Origin of the sequence: Planotetraspora thailandica (assembly GCF_016863335.1) — a bacterium.
Lineage (GTDB): Bacteria > Actinomycetota > Actinomycetes > Streptosporangiales > Streptosporangiaceae > Planotetraspora > Planotetraspora thailandica.
In genome coordinates, this window is the sequence record NZ_BOOR01000043.1 from 13,007 (window position 1) to 31,491 (window position 18,485).

The 18,485-nt window shown below is 70.7% G+C and carries 12 protein-coding genes and 1 pseudogene; 8 read left to right on the forward strand and 5 right to left on the reverse strand.

Translation table 11 applies throughout. The features are described from left to right. Positions 1-6: 6 nt before the first annotated feature. Both Pth03_RS26340 and Pth03_RS26345 read right to left on the reverse strand, forming a co-directional pair. Positions 7-2,169 (reverse strand): bifunctional polysaccharide deacetylase/glycosyltransferase family 2 protein, encoded by a 2,163-nt coding sequence (locus tag Pth03_RS26340; protein ID WP_203947079.1) that lies wholly within the window; start codon positions 2,167-2,169, stop codon positions 7-9. After that, positions 2,166-2,642, reverse strand: a complete 477-nt coding sequence (locus Pth03_RS26345; RefSeq protein WP_203947080.1) for a hypothetical protein — start codon at positions 2,640-2,642, stop codon at positions 2,166-2,168. The genes Pth03_RS26340 and Pth03_RS26345 overlap by 4 nt, the downstream gene beginning before the upstream one ends. Positions 2,643-2,745: 103 nt before the next feature. Here Pth03_RS26345 and Pth03_RS26350 point away from each other — a divergent pair, with 103 nt between their 5' ends. Continuing rightward, positions 2,746-3,540 carry an LOG family protein gene (locus Pth03_RS26350; protein WP_203947081.1) on the forward strand — a complete coding sequence of 265 codons (795 nt, stop codon included), beginning with the start codon at positions 2,746-2,748 and terminating at the stop codon, positions 3,538-3,540. Between the two features lie 32 nt (positions 3,541-3,572). Here the strand turns inward: Pth03_RS26350 and Pth03_RS42605 are convergent. Then, a pseudogene (locus Pth03_RS42605) lies at positions 3,573-3,683 on the reverse strand (LuxR C-terminal-related transcriptional regulator); the annotation flags it as partial. A gap of 184 nt (positions 3,684-3,867) precedes the next feature. On the opposite strand from Pth03_RS42605, the gene Pth03_RS26360 reads away from it, so the two are divergent. Further along, the gene (locus Pth03_RS26360) at positions 3,868-6,096 is read left to right on the forward strand and encodes a glycoside hydrolase family 6 protein (RefSeq protein WP_203947082.1); all 2,229 of its coding nucleotides are present in this window, start codon (positions 3,868-3,870) and stop codon (positions 6,094-6,096) included. A 39-nt stretch (positions 6,097-6,135) separates the two neighbouring features. Here the strand turns inward: Pth03_RS26360 and Pth03_RS26365 are convergent, their stop codons facing one another. Together Pth03_RS26365 and Pth03_RS26370 are read right to left on the reverse strand one after the other, a co-directional pair. Next, complete coding sequence (locus tag Pth03_RS26365) at positions 6,136-7,905, reverse strand: ABC transporter substrate-binding protein (RefSeq protein WP_203947083.1); 1,770 nt, start codon at positions 7,903-7,905, stop codon at positions 6,136-6,138. A gap of 24 nt (positions 7,906-7,929) precedes the next feature. Further along, entirely contained in the window at positions 7,930-8,616 is a 687-nt protein-coding gene (locus Pth03_RS26370) for a PadR family transcriptional regulator (protein WP_203947084.1), read from the reverse strand. A gap of 134 nt (positions 8,617-8,750) precedes the next feature. On the opposite strand from Pth03_RS26370, the gene Pth03_RS26375 reads away from it, so the two are divergent. The 6 genes from Pth03_RS26375 to Pth03_RS26400 all read left to right on the forward strand — a co-directional run bounded on the left by Pth03_RS26375 (position 8,751) and on the right by Pth03_RS26400 (position 18,377). Then, positions 8,751-9,524: an ABC transporter ATP-binding protein gene (locus Pth03_RS26375; protein WP_203947085.1), complete on the forward strand. Its 774-nt coding sequence runs from the start codon at positions 8,751-8,753 to the stop codon at positions 9,522-9,524. Between the two features lie 14 nt (positions 9,525-9,538). Beyond that, positions 9,539-11,500, forward strand: a complete 1,962-nt coding sequence (locus tag Pth03_RS26380; RefSeq protein WP_308442385.1) for an FtsX-like permease family protein — start codon at positions 9,539-9,541, stop codon at positions 11,498-11,500. A gap of 122 nt (positions 11,501-11,622) precedes the next feature. Next, positions 11,623-12,651, forward strand: a complete 1,029-nt coding sequence (gene pstC, locus Pth03_RS26385) for a phosphate ABC transporter permease subunit PstC (RefSeq protein WP_203947087.1) — start codon at positions 11,623-11,625, stop codon at positions 12,649-12,651. A gap of 2 nt (positions 12,652-12,653) precedes the next feature. Continuing rightward, a complete protein-coding gene (gene pstA, locus Pth03_RS26390) occupies positions 12,654-13,907 on the forward strand; it encodes a phosphate ABC transporter permease PstA (RefSeq protein ID WP_203947088.1) in 1,254 nt (417 codons plus the stop codon). A gap of 41 nt (positions 13,908-13,948) precedes the next feature. Beyond that, a complete protein-coding gene (pstS, locus tag Pth03_RS26395; RefSeq protein WP_203947089.1) occupies positions 13,949-15,652 on the forward strand; it encodes a phosphate ABC transporter substrate-binding protein PstS in 1,704 nt (567 codons plus the stop codon). Between the two features lie 154 nt (positions 15,653-15,806). Beyond that, on the forward strand, positions 15,807-18,377 hold the full coding sequence (locus tag Pth03_RS26400) for a hypothetical protein (protein ID WP_203947090.1): 2,571 nt from the start codon (positions 15,807-15,809) through the stop codon (positions 18,375-18,377). Positions 18,378-18,485 lie beyond the last annotated feature (108 nt).

Genomic DNA, 18,485 nt, shown 5'->3' on the forward strand with positions numbered 1-18,485 from the left:
GGCCGGTCACCTCTTGGACATGGCGTCGTTCAGCACCGGTGCGGGGTTGAAAGTGCCCTCTCTGCGTACGGTGTGCCAGCGCAGGCGCACGCCGAGGACGGCCGTCGCCACCGACTGGATCACCACCAGATACATCAGCTGCCGGTAGACGAACTGCTGCAGGGGGAGCACCCACAAGCCGGAGACCGGCTCGTTGTCGAGCCGGAGGGCGTACCACCCGGCCAGGGACTGCGCGGCCACGAAGCCCGCCCACACGGCCACCACGGGCAGCGGATCGGCCACGGCCAGGCTGTAGACGGCCATGATGTCCACGACCGGGGCCATCAACGGCAGGACGAGCTGGAAGAGCGTGAGGTAGCCCAGGCAGCGCCGCCCGAACGACCCCCGTTCCAGCACCGCCCCGCGATGCTTCCACATCGCCTGAAGCGTGCCGTAGCACCACCGGTAGCGCTGGCGCCAGAGCTGACCGAGCGACGAGGGCGCCTCAGTCCAGGCTCGGGCGTGTTCCTCGTACACGACCTTCCAGCCCGCGCGGCAGATCGCCATCGTGAGGTCGGTGTCCTCGGCGAGCGTGTCGAGGCTGAGGCCGCCGACCGACGTCAGCGCGGAGCGCCGGAAGGCGCCGATCGCGCCGGGAACCGTCGCCATGCACCCGAGCAGGTCGAACGCCCGGCGGTCGAGGTTGAACCCGATGACGTACTCGATGTGCTGCCAGCGGCCGATCAGGCCGCGCCTGTTGCCGACCTTGGTGTTGCCGCTGACGGCGCCGACGGCGGGGTCGGCGAGGGGCTGAACCAGGTTGCGGATCGTCGACGGCTCGAAGACCGTGTCGCCGTCCACCATGATCAGGATGTCGTGTGCCGCCCACGCGATGCCGGTGTTGAGCGCGGACGGCTTGCCGCCGTTCGGCTGCCGGATCACCCGGACTCCGGGGAGTCCCAGCGAGACGGCGATCTCCGCCGTGCGGTCGGTGGAGCCGTCGTCCACGACGAGGATCTCCAGCGGCCCGGGATAGTCCGTCGTCACCAGCGAGCGGATGGTGGCCTCGATGCCCGCCTCCTCGTTGTAGGCGGGCACGATCACGGTGACGGCGGGCGGGGCCTCCCACCGGGGCGCCGCGCCTCGCCGCCGACCGGCCATCCTGTCCCGCCGCATCCGCCTCGCCTTGCGGGCGTGCGCCCAGGCGAGACCGACGAACAGGGCGAGCCGTATGAGGGTCAGGACGCCGGCCGCGGCGAGCACCCAGCTGAGCGATCCGGTGAAGGCGGACGACGCCCGCTGCGCGGCCACCAGCGCCTTCCCGAGCACCTGGTCGCTCGTCGACGCGGCCGTGTGCGCGGACGGGAGACCCACCGCCCGGGTGAGGGTCGTGGCCGTGTAACCGTCCTTGTCCAAGGCGGTGAGCAGCCGATCCAGGCCGGCGACGGTCTGCGAGCGGTCGCCGCCCGCGTCGTGGAACATGATCACCGCGCCCGCCCCCCGCTTGGGCGTCGCGGCCTTGACGATCCGGTCGACACCCGGCCGGCTCCAGTCCTTGGAGTCGAGATCGGTGAAGGCGACCAGGTAGCCCTCGCCGGAGAGCAGTCGCATCGCGGCGAACTGGTGGTCGCCGACGGCGCCCGGCGACGAGGAGTACGGCATGCGGACCAGCCGTGTGTGGATGCCGGCGGTCCCGGCCAGCGCCTTCTGCGTGAGGGACAACTCCAGCCGGGTACGCCAGCCGGGCGTGGTCGTCACGTCGGCATGCGTGTAGGTGTGGTCGCCGATCTCGTTGCCCTGGGCGACGATGCGGCGCGTGAGATCGGGGTTCTCGGCGACGTGCGCCCCGACCACGAAGAAGGTGGCGGTGGCCCCGTGCTTGCGCAGCACGTCGAGCACCTGCGGCGTCCATTTCGGATCGGGGCCGTCGTCGAAGGTGAGCGCGACCGTGCGCCGCGCGACGTGAAGGCTCTGGGGGCGCGTGCCCGACATGTTCACGACGGGGCCGCCCGCGCGCACCCGGTCGATGTCCGGAGAATCGCCGGTGTCGGCCTCCGCCGCGTGCGTCTCTCCGACCACGTTGTGGACGTAGCCGTTCAGGAAGAGCGCTCCGCCGGTCAGGACGGCCGCGAGCGCCACGAGGATCCAGTGGCCGCGGGGATCGCGCCGCTTGCCCTGTCGGCGGCTCATCTCGGCCCGTGCGTCTTGTCGGCCTGCCCCGGAGGCGTGCCCCCGTGACCGGGATTGTCGTCTGTGGGCGGGCCGGGGCTGGCGGGCGGAGTCTTGCCCTGTCCGGGGGTCTTGGGGGGCGCCGTGGGGGTCTTCCGCGGCTGGGTCGCGGAGGGCGACGGCGCGGACGACGAGGGCGTTCCAGGGGCCGTCGTCCCCGGGGGCGTCGCCACCGGGTAGGCGCCCGGACGAGGAGTCGTGAGGCCGCCGAGCTGCCGGGGGGAGGGAGTGCTCTGGACGGCCGGTGCGCCGGGCCCCTTGCCGGGCCAGCCCAGGCCGGGAAGGTCGGTGCCGCCCAGGACGCCGGTGACGACGACGAGGAGGAGCACCACCACCAGGGCTCCCGATCCGATCGCCGTCGCGGTGAGAATCCGGCTGCGACGGCCGCTCTGGTCGACGAACACGGCGGTGTTCCGGCGAGTTGGTTCCTGCACGACGCGATAGTAGTGAGGCATTCGGTCCTGATGCGAAACAACGGGCATCTGTGACCGAAATGTGTGAACCTCACTATTCGCCGGCGCCCGCTAGCGTGAGCACATGAAACACGACCGGCCTGAACGCCGCCAGGGATCCTCGGTGCTCCGCGGCGACCTCGTCCCCGACTCGACACACGACCAGCGACTGCTCGACCGCAAAGGCCCCACCGACTGGCTTCACATGGACCCCTGGCGGGTCCTGCGCATCCAGGCCGAGTTCGTCGAAGGCTTCGGCTCCCTCGCCGATCTCCCCCCTGCGGTGACCGTCTTCGGTTCGGCCCGCACCTCCCGCGGCAGCGCCGACTACGACATGGGCGTACGCGTCGGCCACGCCCTGGCCAAGGTGGGATACGCCGTCATCACGGGCGGCGGCCCCGGCGTCATGGAGGCGGCCAACAAGGGCGCTCTGGAAGCCGGTGGCATCTCGGTAGGGCTCGGCATCGAGCTTCCCCACGAGCAGCGCCTCAACGAGTACGTGGATCTCGGGATCGAGTTCCGCTACTTCTTCGTCCGCAAGACCATGTTCGTCAAATACTCCGAGGCGTTCGTGGTGCTGCCGGGCGGCTTCGGGACGCTGGACGAGCTCTTCGAGGCGGTGACGCTGGTCCAGACCGGGAAGATCACGAAGTTCCCGATCGTGCTCATGGGCACGACGTACTGGCAGCCGCTCCTCGACTGGATCAAGGGAACATTGCTGGTAGAGGGCATGATCTCCCCCGCGGACCCCGAGCTCCTGCACCTCACCGACGACCCCGACGAGGCCGTACGGATCATCGTCGAGAGCAACTCGAAGCCCGAGCAAGAGATCATCGAGGCCCGTGTGCGCGCGGCCAGCGAAGAGGAGAACGGGACCTGATTGAGCTCGACCTCGGTCGTGAAGACGCTGCGCACGTAGCCCTCGACGGTCTTCGGGCTGACGAAGAGCTCCTGGGCCAGTGCCGCATTGGTCAGACCCTGGGCCATCAGCGCCAGGACCTCGCACACGCCGTACACGGTCACCTTGCCGCCGGCGGCGGCTGTCCTGCCAGGGGCGTAGTAACGTCCCGGCGCCGGGAAGCGACCGCCTCTGCCCTCTCGCAGGCAGGGTGGCAACGGGCCGATCAGTCACCTGGTAGCGCCAGGGGTGCCCGGTTAGGATCGCCGTAGATCGGTCGATCGGGAGAACCATTCGATCGGGAGAACCATGACGAGCAGTGCGGACGGCCACGGCTTACGGGACGGGGACCCCGAGCAGATCGGGCCGTTCCGCATTCTCGGCAGGCTTGGTCAGGGCGGCATGGGCACCGTGTTCCTCGGGGTGGACGCGGAGGGCCGCGAGGCGGCGGTCAAGGTGATCCATCCTCAGTGGGCGGCCGATCCGGATTTCCGGCGCCGTTTCCAACGTGAGGTGGCCGCCGCGCAGCGCGTGGCTCGCTTCTGCACCGCCGCGGTGCTCGCTGCCGACCTGGACGGCGACGTCGACTACCTGGCCACGGAGTATGTCCCCGGCCCCACGCTGCAGGAGGTTGTGCTGACCCAGGGACCGCTCTCCGGGTCGAACCTGGAGGCGGTCGCGGTGAACGTCGCCGTCGCGCTTCAGGCGATTCACGGCGCGGGGGTGATCCACCGCGACCTCAAGCCGGCGAACGTGCTGCTGTCGCCCGTCGGCCCCAAGGTCATCGACTTCGGCATCGCCCAGCTCACCGACAACAGCGCTCATATCAGCAGTGTCATCGCGGGCACGCCGTCCTTCATGTCGCCTGAGCAGGCGAACGGCCTGCGCCTGACCTCGGCGTCGGACATCTTCGCCTGGGGCGCTCTTGTGGCATACGCCGCGACGGGCCGGGCACCGTTCGGTGGCGGGCCCATCCCCAACATCCTCTATCGGGTGGTTCGTGACGCCCCCGATATCTCGGGGCTGGAACCCGGGCTGCGGGCGATCGTCGAGCGGGCCCTGGCCAAGGATCCGGCCCGGCGTCCCACGGCGCAACAGATCCTCGACGCGCTCACCGGCCGGGCACCGATCGGAGACGCGCCGGACACACCGCAGCCGGGCGCCCAGCGGGAGGCCACGGCGGGGCCGCGCCCTCTGTCCGCGGCCGCAGGTGCCCCGATCGTCGCGGGGGAAGCGACCCATGCCGGAGGGGCCGGAGGCGGCGATGCCGGCGACACGGCCTCTGGCAGGCCGGCCGGGCGCGCCCTGTCACCCCGGGTCTCCCGGGCACGCCTTCTGCTGGGGGCGGCCGCCGCCGCGGTCGTCACCGCCGGGGTCGTCGCCGTCGTCCAGATGGCACCGGGGAAAGACGACCCGCAGACGTCCGCCGCACCGCCGGGCGGGTTCTCCGCGGCCTCAGGCTCCCCCGGGAGCACCCCGGATGACGCCGGCCCACCCGGCAATCCTCTGCACGGTACGGACGTGCGGTTCCACGCGACCCCCGACAGCGACGCGGCTCGCCAGGCGTCCGCATGGGAGGCGTCGGGGCGAACCGGCGACGCGACGCTCATGCGGGCACTGGCCGGGATTCCCCAGGCGGTGTGGCTGGGTGAGACGACCGCCGCCCAGGCCGCCCGGATCACGAACGCGACGCTGGAGGCGGCGGCGCGGCAGGGCGCGGTGCCGGTGTTCGTCACGGACGACATCCACCTGCGCGCGTGCAACCCGGACGGGGCGGCGGACTCCTCGGCGTACCTCGCCTGGATCGACGCGATCGCCCGGACGGTCGGTGACCGTAAGGCGGTGTTCGTGCTGGAGCCCAACAGTCTCGCCGAACTCCCCGGCTCCGACGACTGCGCTCTCGGAGACGACAAGGACCGGCGGGCCCGGATCGACGCGCTGTCCTCCGCCGTCGACCGCCTGGGCGCCCTGCCGCGCACGGCCGTCTATCTCGACGGCAGCCTGGACGGCTGGCCGTCCATCGACGTGAGCGCGTCGCGGCTGATCGAGGCGGGGGTCGGCAGAGCCGACGGGTTCTTCCTCAACGCGTTCGGTTACCAGACGACCGAGCAACTCATCGTTTACGGCACGCGGCTCGCCAAGTGCGTCGAGGTCATGGCGTCGGGCCACGACGACAAGTGCGCCGACGCGGAGATCGATGCCCTCCCCGACGACGCCGCCGGGCTGCCCCACTTCGTGATCGACACGAGCAGGAACGGCAGGGGCGAGTGGAACCCGCCGTCGGGCAGATACAAGGACCCGCAGAACTGGTGCAACCCTCCTGGACGCGGCGTCGGCGTCCGCCCGACGACCCGGACCGCCAGTCGGCTCGCCGACGCCTATCTGTGGATCCGGCCTCCCGGCATGTCAGACGATCAGTGCACCCGAGGCACGACCGGTTCCAAGGACCCGGTCTACGGGATCGTCACTCCCTATGGCGGCGCATGGTGGCCCGAGCTCGCCCTCCAGCGCGCCAAGGACGCCGTCCCGCCTTTCTGAGACCGACAAGGTGCACCACCCGCCCGACGGTCGGCAGCCTCACGTGAGGTTTGAGCGCACCCACAGTTGCGCGTACGCCCATGTGCCGCGCGGCGTGAGCTCGGCGTTGCCGACCAGGGGACCTGCCGGCTTCCAGGTGCGATAAGTGAACAGGGGGACGACGGCGCCGTCCTGGACCGCCCGCGCATCGAGGACGGCGACCTGTTCGCTCTGCTGGGCCCGGTTAGGTGTCATCGCGGCCAGGGTGAGCGCGTTCTCGGATTTGTCGTTTCCCCAGTGCGACACGTGCAGCGGGCTGTCCGCGCCGAGGAGTTCGGTGAGGGTGACGATCCCCGCCGGAACCTGTGGCGCGTAGTCGAGCATGATCAGCTCGCCGGTCAGGTCGGGAGAGCGGATGCGGTCGGTGTAGCCGTCGACCGGGACGGCTCGCGCCCTCGCGTCGAACCCCGCCGCGCGCAACCTGGCGACGACGATCGCCGCGGCTGCCGCGTCGGGGGCGGTGTCGGGATGATCGAGCCGAAGGGCCGGAACCTCGGAGGGGCGGCCGGAAGCCGCGACCTTGCCGGCGTCGTCGGCGAGTAGCTCCCGGGCCAGGTCGGCCGACCCGTCTTCGCCGACGCCGCCGCCGAGTCCGGTCCACAGTCCGGTGGATCGGTGGTCGAGCGGGATGCTCGGCGGGATCAGGCTGTCGGTGAGGTCCCCGCCCCATGGCCCGACGAGTGCGTCTCTTATGGCGGTGCGGTCGAGTGCGGCCTGGATCGCCTGGCGGACTCGTGGGTCGGTGATGCGCCAGGTGTCGATCGCGATCTGCCGGCTCCACAGGTCGGGGCCGGTCGCGAGCGTGCCGCGCGCGGTCGTCGCGGTGGTCCGCTCGTCAAGGGTCGCGCGCAGACCGGCATCGAGGCCGGCCAGTTGTGCGGCCGACATCGCGGGACCCACGGTCGCCGGATCGACCGCCCGCCCCCCGTTGCCCAGCAACCCGCGGGCCACTCCGTCGGGATCGGGAGTCTCGACGACTGTGATGCGGTCGGGATAGGCGGCCCGGTGCGGGTCGGTGCTCGCGTTCCAGTGCAGGTTGCGGACGAGGCTCATGGTCCCGCCGGTGCGCTCCTCGACGCGGTACGGGCCGGTGCCGACGGGCCGTTGCTCATAGCCGAGTCCGATGTCGGAGCCGACGGGCACGGGAGCGAAGACGGGGTCGGCGAGCCATTCGTCGAAGGCGCCCACCGGCTTGCGCAGCCGGAACGTCACCTCACGCCCGTCGGGCGAGCATTCGACGGCGCGGTCGAAGGCCGCGACGTCCGACCTGCCGGCTGTCGCGTACGGTCCGCGGTATTCGGACGTGCCGTCGGCGGCGATCGGGATGTCGAGCACCGACACCAGACCGGAGCCGTCGTTGCCGAGTTCGCGGGCGAAGGCGCGGGAAACGCCGTACTTGACGTCGGCGCAGGTCAGCGGCCGGGCGTTGTCGAACAGGATTCCGTCGCGCAGCCGGAATGTCCAGGTGGTTCGGTCGGTGGAGATGTCCGGAGGCCCGGCGGACAGGTCCGGTACGACGCTCACGCCGTTGTCGTCGGTGGACGAGCGCGTCGTCAACGTGCGCAGCACGTACGCACCGAGGAGCTCGGCCGTCTCGCGATCGGCGACGCGCTGCGGGTCGACGTGGTCGAGCCCACCGGGGCCGAGCACGACCGTCAGGGTCCCGCCGCGTTCAGGTCGATCCGAGGTCTCCGTTTTGCATCCCACAGCGGACGCGGCCAGTGCCAGCAGCACGGCGACGAGACTTCGCAGAGCGGGCCTGCGCGGCATTTGCCACCGCCATATGCCGGGGGGTCAGCGTTGTGGGCGCGGTGGACGGCCACCGGCTCGCGGGCGGCCCCTGCCTACCGCCTTCGCCGCGCCGCGGGCCGCGGGCCCGTCGGTGCCGGTCGCCGCGTCGGCGACCTGCCGGTCGACGCGTGCGCCGTCGCGGCGGGCCTGGGTGATCTCGAGCGCGAGCAGCGGCGAGTCGGCACGTTCGTCGGCCGCGTCGATGAGCTTGAGGTCGGCCTGGGTGTGCAGGATCGCCGCCTCGATCGTGAGCGAGGCGAGCGGCTCGTCGGCGTGCTCACGGCGCAGCAGGCGCAGTGTCGCGAGCTCGGCCATGCGGGCTTCGCGTTGGACTCGGCACACGGTTCGCACCGCGTCGGATCCGCGCTGTCCCGCGGCGAGGATCTTGAGGATGAACTCGTCGCGATAGCCGCTGGTGCGGATGGCCGGCGAGTCGAGCCACTCCTGCAGCTCGGTGCGACCGGAGGGGGTGATCTCATAGACGGTGCGGTCCGGCCGGTTCTCCTGGACCACGGTCCGCGACACGCTGACCAGCTCGTCGCGCGCAAGCCGATCAAGGATCTGGTACATGTGCCCGATGTTCAGCCCGCCCCATTCGGGCCCGACCGCCGCCTCGAAGTTCGCCTTCAGCTCGTAGCCGTAGCTCGGACCCTCGTCGAGCAGGGCGAGTACGGCGTGCTGGAGCGGCATGGGTGCATTCTACGACCCACGGGCCGTGCCATACCGAATTGATCTTGCACGCGATCGAGTTTTCGTGCTTCCGTTGTCCGGTGTTCACCAAGCCGGGCGATCATGTGGACCGTGCCTAGAGGATGTGCGCATCCGTGAGCAGCCGAGGTGACGAGCGTGCCCCCGCCCCGAGCCAGGCGGGCGCATGGCTGGTGCTGCGCGACGTCCGCAGGGCCTTTCGGCAGGGTCGGTCGCTGATCCACGCCGTGGACGGGGTGTCGCTTGACATCGAGGCCGGTGAGACGATCGCGGTGACAGGGCCGTCCGGCGCTGGAAAGTCGACGCTGCTGCATCTCATCGGTGGGCTTGACATGCCAGATTCAGGGCGCATCGTCGTCAGCGGCGTGGATGTCCACTCGCTCAGCCGTACGGCTGCGGCGCGCTACCGCCGATCGGTGGGGTTCGTCTTCCAGTACTACCGCCTGCTCGGGCACCTCTCACCGGTCGACAACGTGCTGTCGCCGCTGCTCGGTGACGGCCGAGTCCGGCCGGCGGACGTTCAGTGGGCGGGCGAGCTGCTCGATCTCGTGGACCTCCCCACCGACGGGCGCGTCGCCGCCGGCGATCTGTCCGGCGGCGAGCAGCAGCGTGTGGCGATCGCACGCGCACTGGTCGGCAGGCCGAAGCTGGTGATCGCGGACGAGCCGACCGGCGCTCTCGACTCGCGAACGGGTGAGGACGTCCTCGACCTGATCGCCGCGCTGCAGGCTCAGTGGGGCTTCACGCTGATCATGGCGACCCACGACCCATCCGTGGCCGCTCAGTGCGCCCGTCAGATCCGGCTGCTCGACGGGCGCGTCCTGACCGAGACGCGGGTTCAGTCGCGGGATCCCGATGCTCTTCTGCGCCGGGTCACCGGGCTCGGGTGAGTCGCTTGACGGCGGTGCGGCGCACACGCACAGGGGGCGGCCGTGCCCTGTGGGCGCGTCTCATCGGCGGCGAGGTCTGGAGCCTGCACGCTCGGTTCCTGTCCCTCGGCGCCGGGCTGCTGCTCGCGTCCGTGTCGTTCACCATGCTCCTCGTCGAGCTGAACCACACCAGGCTCACTCTCGACGCGGGCGCGGGAGGGCCCGTCCCGGGGTCGGCGGATGTGCGGGTGACCAGCGGGTCCGGATTCGCGACCGACGCCGTCGCGGCCGTGAAGTCGCTGCCCGACGTCGGTGCCGGCGTCGCCGTCGCCGTGCTCGGCACGGTGGACGTGCCGGTCGCGACCGCGGCCCCCCGGCCCTCGGGTGCGTGGGTCGAGGTCGCGGGGGCGCCGAGACCGCAGTGGCAACTCGACGACGTACGTGGCCCGGCCGGCCGGCCGGGCCGCGCACCGCCGCGGGGCGCTGTGCGCCTGCTGCTCGTCGCGGCGACGACGGACGCCGTGGACGTCCCCACTTCGAGGCGACCCGCGGCGGAGGTGATCCCGGCGATCGTCGCGACCCGTGATCGCGCCGTCGCGGCCGGCGTCCTGAAGGCGCACTCGGCCGGCGCGTCAACGCTTGTCCGGCGCTACACCCGCCCGGACGGAACCGTTGTCCGCGCACCGGCCACGTCCGCGTCACCGCTGACCGCTCCGCGGTCCGTCGCCGCCTACGCGCGCGTGGATCTCGCCACGCTGTCGGCCGAACTCCCCGGGGTGAAGGTTCCCGGTGACGCGGCCGGTGTGCTGCTCGTGCCCGAGGAGCGCCTGGCCGAGCTCGTGGATCCGAGCACGTACGTCGGCGCGCCCGCCGCGCCGTACTCGTGGGTGAACCTGGACGTGCGCGGCGACGGCAGCGCCTCCGTCCAGGAGGAGCGGGCCCGCGCTGTGGCGGAACGCGTCGCGCAACGCATATCCCCGGGCGCCGGCACCGCGATCCTGCTGGGCGGGCGCCCCACGCACGCCGCCGCAGCGGTGGACCTCATGGGCGTCGTGCTCGCCGCGCTCGTGCTCGTGGTGTGCCTGGTGTTCGTCGCCAACGCGACGGCGGCCACCCTCCGTGTACGCCGCCGGGAGTTGTCGACGCTGCTTTCGCTCGGCTGGCTCCCCGGCCGCGTCGTACGCCTCATCGTCGGCGAACTGCTGCTGGTGGCGGTGCCCGCAGGCCTGCTGGCCGCGGCGGCCACGGCCGGTGTCGGTTGGGCGACGAGCTCCGGTATCGGCATGACGGATGCGGTGACCGCCGTCGGGGTGTCGGTCGGGCTGGCCATCGCGGGCGCCGCCCCGTCGATGTGGCGGGTGGCGACGGCGTCGCCGCTGTACGGACTGCACCGTGGGGCGCCCAGGGTCGCACGGTGGACGCCGGCCAAACCGGTAGCGCAGGCCCGGTCAGTCGGGACGCTCGCGGTGCGCAACCTGGCTCGCACCCCCGTCCGCGTGCGCATGGGCGTCGCGGCGATCGCGCTCGGGTCGGGCGCGCTGACGGTGGTGATCGCGGTGAGCATGGGCTTCGGCGGCGTCGTCGCCGGCGGGCTGTTCTCCACCGGCGTGTCCGTGCGATCGGGTCCGGTCGACGTGCTCGCCGGCGGCGCGCTCCTCCTGCTCGGCTGCATAGCCGTCGTCGACGTCGTCGCGCTCGACCTGCACGAGCAGCGCCGGGAGTTCGCGACGATGCAGGCGCTCGGCTGGTCGGGGGCACGGCTCGCGCGGCTCGTGCTCGCGGAGACGACGATGATGGCGGCGGCCGGTGCCGTCCTCGGGTCGTCGACGTCGGCGGCACTGGTCGCCTTGTTCGTTCAGGCGGTTCCCCCTGCGCTGGTTCTCAGCGCGCTGGTGGCGGCCTCCGTCGCGCTCGCCATGGCAGTGGTGGCCGCGCAGGTGCCGTTGGCGCGGACTCGACGCAACCCGGTGCCGGCGTTGCTCAGCGCGGACGGCTGAAGTCACCAAGTTCACGCACTGTTCAACCGCTCGCCTCGCCTCCATGCACTACATACCTGCAATCTAAATTGTGTGCATCGTGACAAGGTAAATAAGCGCAAACGTCGCACGGGAGCGGTCTCGTGACGACGACGCTCCGTTCCGCCCAGGGCGGTCTGTCCGGGCCGTCACGGGTGGAAAAGCGACGCCGCCTGGTGTCCGCGCGCGACCTGCCCGACATGCTCTTCCGCGGCTACGCGTGGTCCACCGGGATCATCGTCGTCGCGATCATGATCGCGGTCGGCGTCTTTCTTGCGCTGCGTGCCGGCCAGGCCTTGCAGGTCGCCGGGTGGAGCTTCTTCACCGAGCAGGTATGGGAGCCCGACGCGGGACGCTTCGGCATCGTGGCGGTGCTGTTCGGCACCCTGCTCATCGCCCTCATCGCGGGTGTCGTGTCCGTGCCGCTGGCGGTGGGCACCGCGCTGTTCATCTCCGAGGTCGCGAGCGGGCGGTTCCAGCGGACCCTGATTTCTCTGGTCGACCTCATGGCCGCGGTGCCCAGCGTCGTCTTCGGCCTGTGGGGGGTCTTCTTCCTGACCGCCGAGGTCATCCCGGTCTCGCGCTGGCTGGCGACGTGGTTCGGCTGGTTCCCGCTGTTCCGGGTGGACGGCTTCGACCCGACCGACCCGCTGGCGGGCGCCAACCTGTTCACGTCGTCGCCGCTCATCGCCGGCCTCGTCGTGGCGTTCATGGTCGTGCCGATCCAGACGTCGGTGATGCGGGAGGCGTTCAGCCAGGCTCCCGCGGGCGAGCGCGAAGGGGCCTACGCCCTGGGCGCCACGCGCTGGGGGATGATCACCGCCGTCGTCCTTCCGTTCGGCAAGGGCGGCATGATCGGCGGGACGATGCTCGGCCTGGGCCGCGCCCTCGGCGAGACGATCGCCGTCTACATGATCATTTCGCCGGTGTTCGAGGTGCAGTGGCAGCCGCTGCACACCAACGGCAACTCGGTGTCCGCCCTGATCGCGAACCGGTACGGCGAGGCGAGCCCGATCGGGCTGTCCGCGCTGATGGCCGCGGGCCTCGCGTTGTTCCTCATCACCCTGGTCGTCAACTTCACCGCGTCCACGATCGTGAGCAGGTCGCGGTCCGGCGCCGAGAGCGAGGTATAGCGATGACGTCAACCGAGCTGGAGGAGTCGACCGACGTCATGTCCGGCACCGATGAGCCGCGCAGAACCCCCCGCACCTACATCCCGGCGCGCGACGCCGAGCCCGTCTCATTCGCGGAGCGGCGCCAGCCAGGCAGGATGACCCTCTCCGACAAGCTCAACCTCTTCGGCGCCGCGCTTGCGGCCGTCTCGGTGACCACCCTGTTGTTCGGCCGCCTGGCGGCGATGTCCGGCGTGCTCGGCGCGCTCGTGGTGACCGGCGTCGTGTTCGTTCTGCTCTACGCGTTGCTCGTGCGGATGTCGGACGACCGGCAGGCGGTCAGGGACCGCGTGATGACGGTGATGCTGGCGGCCACCGGGCTGCTGCTGTTCCTCGTGCTCGTGTTCATCGTGATCTTCACCGTGACCCGTGGCGCGGACGCGCTCCCGCACCTGAACTTCTTCACCGAGGACCTGTCGCTCACCGGTCCACTGGACCCGCTCGACGTCGGCGGTGTCCTGCACGCGATCCTCGGCACGTTGATCCAGATCAGCATCGCGCTGGTCATCACGATCCCGCTGGGCCTGTCCGCGGCGGTCTACCTCAATGAAGTGGGCGGCAGGTTCGCCCGCTTCGTGCGCACCATCGTCGAGGCGATGACGGCCCTGCCGTCGATCGTGGCGGGCTTGTTCATCTACGCGGCCGTCATCCAAGGCTTCGGTCTCGGGAAGTCCGGCTTCGCCGCCGCCCTCGCGATCACCGTGATGATGCTGCCGATCGTCATCCGCGCCGCCGACGTGGTGCTGCGACTGGTGCCGGGCAATCTGCGTGAGGCGAGCCAGGCCCTCGGCTCGTCGCAGTGGCGCACCATCTGGCACGTGGTGCTCCCGACGGCCCGCTCCGGGTTGGCGACGGCGGTCATCCTCGGCACCGCGCGCGGGATCGGCGAGACGTCGCCGGTGCTGCTGACCGCGGGCATCTCCGCCGCGGTCAACGTCAACCCCTTCAAGGGGCCGATGATCTCGCTGCCGCTGCAGACATTCGAGTTCGTCAAGTCTCCGGAGCCCGCCTTCATCGCCCGCGGTTTCGGGACGGCGGCCACCCTGCTGACCCTGGTCCTGATCCTCTTCGCCGCCGCCCGCGTCGTCGGCGGGCGTGCCCCCGGCCAACTGTCCGGCCGGCGCAAACGCGCCATCGCCCGCGCATCCCTCGCGGACGCGGGCCGTTTCAAGGCCGCCGAGCGGCGGCACGGCGGCGGGGCAGGCCCGGCGTCATGAGTCCTCCCATACGAGCAGCTGTCACGAAAGGTCCACGCATCATGTTGCTGCCAGGCCGTACGGCGAGCACTCTGCTCGCCGCGTGCCGCCGAGCCCTTCTCATCGCCCTCGCGACCTTGCTGGCATGTTCGGCGACCGCCCTACCGGTGCGCGCCGAGACCTACGAGCCGATCACCGGGTCCGGCTCCACCTGGTCGCAGAACGCGATCGACCAGTGGCGCAAAAACGTCAAGGCCAACTACAACATGACGGTGAACTTCGAGGGCGTCGGCTCCTCCGTCGGTCGCACGCAGTTCATCGCCAATCAGGTCGACTTCGCGATCAGCGAGATCCCGTTCCAGAAGACCGTCGCCGCGGGGGCGCAGACGTCCGAGAGGCCCGAGGAAGGCACCTACGCCTACATGCCGATCGTCGCCGGCGGCACGGCGTTCATGTACAACCTCAAGATCAACGGGAAGCGGGTGACGAACCTGCGCCTGTCCGGGCAGACGATCACCAAGATCTTCACCGGCGTCATCACCAAGTGGAACGACCCGGCCATCAAGGCCGACAACCCCGGCTTGGTGATGCCGAACCGGACCATCACACCGGTGGTACGCGCGGACGGTTCCGGCACCTCGGCCCAGTTCTCCATGTGGATGTCCAAGCGCCACGGCGCCCTGTGGAACGCGTTCTGCGCGAAGGTCGGCTGGAAGACGCCGTGCGGCCTGACCTCGCAGTACCCCGCACCCGCCGGGTTCAAGGCGCAGAACGGCTCGCTCGGCGTCGCCGGCTACGTCTCCCAGAGCTACGGCGAAGGCGCCATCACCTACGTCGAGTACTCCTACGCGCTGAAGTCCGGCTTCCCGGTCGCCAAGGTGCTCAACGAGGCCGGCTACTACGTCGAGCCCACCGCATCCTCGGTGGCCGTGGCGCTAATCAAAGCTGAGATCAACCCCAACCCCAGGTCCGCCGACTACCTCACCCAGATCCTCGACAAGGTCTACGCCAACAAGGACCCGCGGACCTACCCCCTGTCCAGCTACTCGTACATGATCCTGCCCACGAAGGTGCGCCCGGGCGGCACGTTCACCGAGAGCAAGGGGAAGACGCTCGGCGCCTTCGGCACCTACTTCCTCTGTGAGGGACAGCAGCAGGCCGACCAGCTCGGCTACTCGCCACTGCCGATGAACCTCGTCCTCGCCGGGGCCGAGCAGATCAAGCGGATCCCCGGCGTGGGCAACGTCGCGGTCAACATCAACAAATGCAACAACCCGACGTTCAAGCCGGGGGAGAGCCCGTCGCAAAACCAGCTCGCCAAGACAGCCCCGCAGCCGAGGTCCTGCGACAAGGTCGGTCCGACGCAGTGCACCACCGGCACGGCCGGCGCGAGGCAGGACACTCCTGTGACCACTCCCACCCAGGGACGGTCGGTGGACACCTCCACCTCCGACGCCGGCGCGGGCCCCGCCGACGGCAACGCCAGCAACGAGCAGGTGCCGCAGGACCAGGCCGTCGATCCGACGGCGTTCGACGCCGACGGTGTTCCGCTGTCGGGGTCGGCCCGCTCGAGCGGCACGGCGGTCGCCTCGCCATTCGAGCTCGCGTCGTCGGAGGGCTGGAGCTCGACGCAGACGCTCATGGCCATCGCCGGGGTGCTGGTGCTCGGCCTGGTGGCCGGACCACCGCTGCTGGCCCGGCGGCTGCGGCGGTCCGGTGCTCCGTCGACGACCGCGAGCCGGTCCGGGGCGTCCGGTGGACAGTGACGCCATGCGCCGTTCACCCAGCCGTCCATCCAGGGTCGCCCATCGGCTGGCACGGATCTGGCAAGGTAGTCAGCGGCAATCTGAATTGAGAGAATCTACATCGTGGCAAGGTAGTGCTCGGAACGTCCGCCAGCCCGCAGGGAGGGTGAAGGTCGTGATCGTGACAGCTGCACAGCAGATGGTTCGGCGAGCGCGTGTCTCCCGCCGCGCGATCGCGGCGGCGCTTGCCGTGTCGACGCTTGCCCTGGTGGGCGCCGGGGTGACGACACCGTCCCCGGCGAGTGCCGCGCCGGAGGGTGGCGATCGTCTCACCACCTCCGCGGTGACCGTCACGATTCCCGCCGACCACCCCGACGCGAGCCTGCGCGGGCTGAGGGTCACCGTGTCGCAGACCAAGAACCTCGTCAACCAGGGCATCCAGGTGACGTGGTCCGGGTGGAAGGCCGGCACGCCGCTCGGCGACACCACGGGCAACTACTTCATGCAGGCCATGCAGTGCTGGGGCGGCCAGGACCCGGACGTGCCCACCATGCCGAACCGGCGAACCTGCCAATACGGACCTCTCAAGACTAACTACGGCAATCGCGGGAGTCGGTCGGTGGCCGTCAACGGGCAACCCCAATTTCTCCCGTTTCGTCCGGTGACCGGCGCTCCCGAGATTGACACCGACTACGATCCCAGGAGCAATAACGACCGTTCCGCCGTCAACCAGTACTGGAACTACACGACGCAGAACGGGATCCAGGCTGTGCCGACCAGCGCGAACGGCACGGGCTCGCTGGACTTCGAGGTGCAGACGGGCGCCGAGTCTCCCGGCCTCGGTTGCGGAGACCGGCTCACCGCGGCCGACGGGAAGGTGACCGGCCGGCCGTGCTGGCTCGTCGTGGTGCCCCGCGGAGCAGGGGACCAGATCACAGGCCCCATGGAGCCGGCGGTGTGGGCCAACGCACTCGCCTTCCGGCTCGACTTCGTTCCCGCCGGATCGGCGTGCGCACTGGGCGCGCAGGAGGTGCGGATCGCCGGCAGCGAGCTCGCCACGGACGCCAGCCTGTCGTGGCAGCGCCGGCTGTGCCGCGACGGCGCGGTCTACACTTACGGGCAGATGGGCGAGCCGGAGGCGCGCCGCCAACTCCTCGCCGGGTCGAGCGGGGCGCCGGCCGCCGCCGTCACGGTCAACCCGGTCGACCCGGAGACGCTCTCCGAGGGGCAGAGCGTCGACTACGCACCGCTGACGCTTTCCGGCATCGCACTCGGCTACGTCTACGAGGCGCCCCCCGTCAATGAGCAGGACCCACCAGAGGTCAAGCTGCTCACAGGCACCCGCATCGAGGGCTTCAAACTGACCCCGCGCCTGGTGGCGAAGCTGCTGACCATGTCCTACCGCAATGACCTGTCGCAGGCCCTGGGCCCAAAGAAGATCCACGGCACAGACTACGCCGTGTACCCCGTGAACGCGGACTACAAGTGGGGCGTGGGCAACCCGCTCAGCATCGTGCAGGATCCGGACTTCGTGCGACTCAATCCGATCGTGAAGTACTGGCCCGGAGACTACCAATTCAACTTCATGGTGCCGCTGGACAACAGCGACCAGGCGCGTGCCGTCTGGTCGTGGATCCTGCAGGATGCGTCGGCCCGTCGCTGGCTGTCGGGCGTGCCGGACGAGTGGGGGATGCGGGTCAACCCTTACTACTCCACCAACGCCGACTACAACCCGACCGATACGCCGGCGGAGTATCCGGTGGACAACTACCCGCTGTCGGACCCGTGGTGCGACCAGTATCCGCTCCACCTCGACGGCTACGAGGGGAACCAGGACCAGCGTCCGGAACGGTGCGCCACCGAGCGCAAGCCGTACGTCTCCGACGGGCACCAGGGCGGCCAGTTCGCCCTGGTCGACAACGATCCGCAGAAGAACGTGTGGGACCCGTCGGAGCCGCCGCCGCCGGGGGTCTGGAAGGCGGGCGGCAGGGCGCTGCCCGCTCAGCGGCGGGCGTGGGCGATCACGGACACGGCGACCGCGGAACGCTACAAGCTGTCGCTCGCGTCCCTGTGCGACGGCAACGGCGCCCACTGCGTCACGCCGACCACGCGGACGCTGCAGGCCGCGGTGCCGGCGATGACCGCGGTGGCCGGCACCCGCGTGCGCCAGCTCGACCCGGCCAAGGTGCCGGACGGCGCCTACCCGCTGACCGTGCTCTCCTACGCCGCGGTGCCCTATGGAGACTTCAATGGCGACGGCAAGGAGGACCGCTCCGCGAAGACGCGGGCCGACCTCGCCCGCTACGTGACGGTGGCCACGACGGAAGGGCAGACCTCCGGCACAGAGTTCGGCCAGCTCCCACCCGGCTACACACCACTGCCGAAGGGCCTGCGCGCCGAGGCCCGAGCCGCGGCCAAGCTGATCGCGGGCCGGAAAGGCGGCGGAAACGGCCCCGGGACGGACGATCCCAAGGGGGGCACCGCCCGGTTCACCGTCCCCGGCGAGGACGGCGACAGCTCGACAGACCCGGACTCCGGTGCGGACGTCGATGCGGGAGGCGGTGCCTCCGACCCGCGGGGCGCGGGCTTAGCGGCCGGCCCGCTGGCGGGCTCGGCGACACCCGCTGACCCGGGCGCCCTGAGCGCCGCCCTCGTCCCGGCACTGCTCGTCTTCGGACTACTGACAGGGGCTGCGGCCCCGTTACTCGGGCGGCTGCGCCGCCGGACCGGGGATGGTGCGCCGTGAACCGGACGCACCATCCCCGGCCCCCAGACCTGCTGAGGACCGTCGAACAGGCGGCGGATCCTCGGCTGGACTGCCACCGGACCGAACCCGGTGGCAGTGCACGCCCCG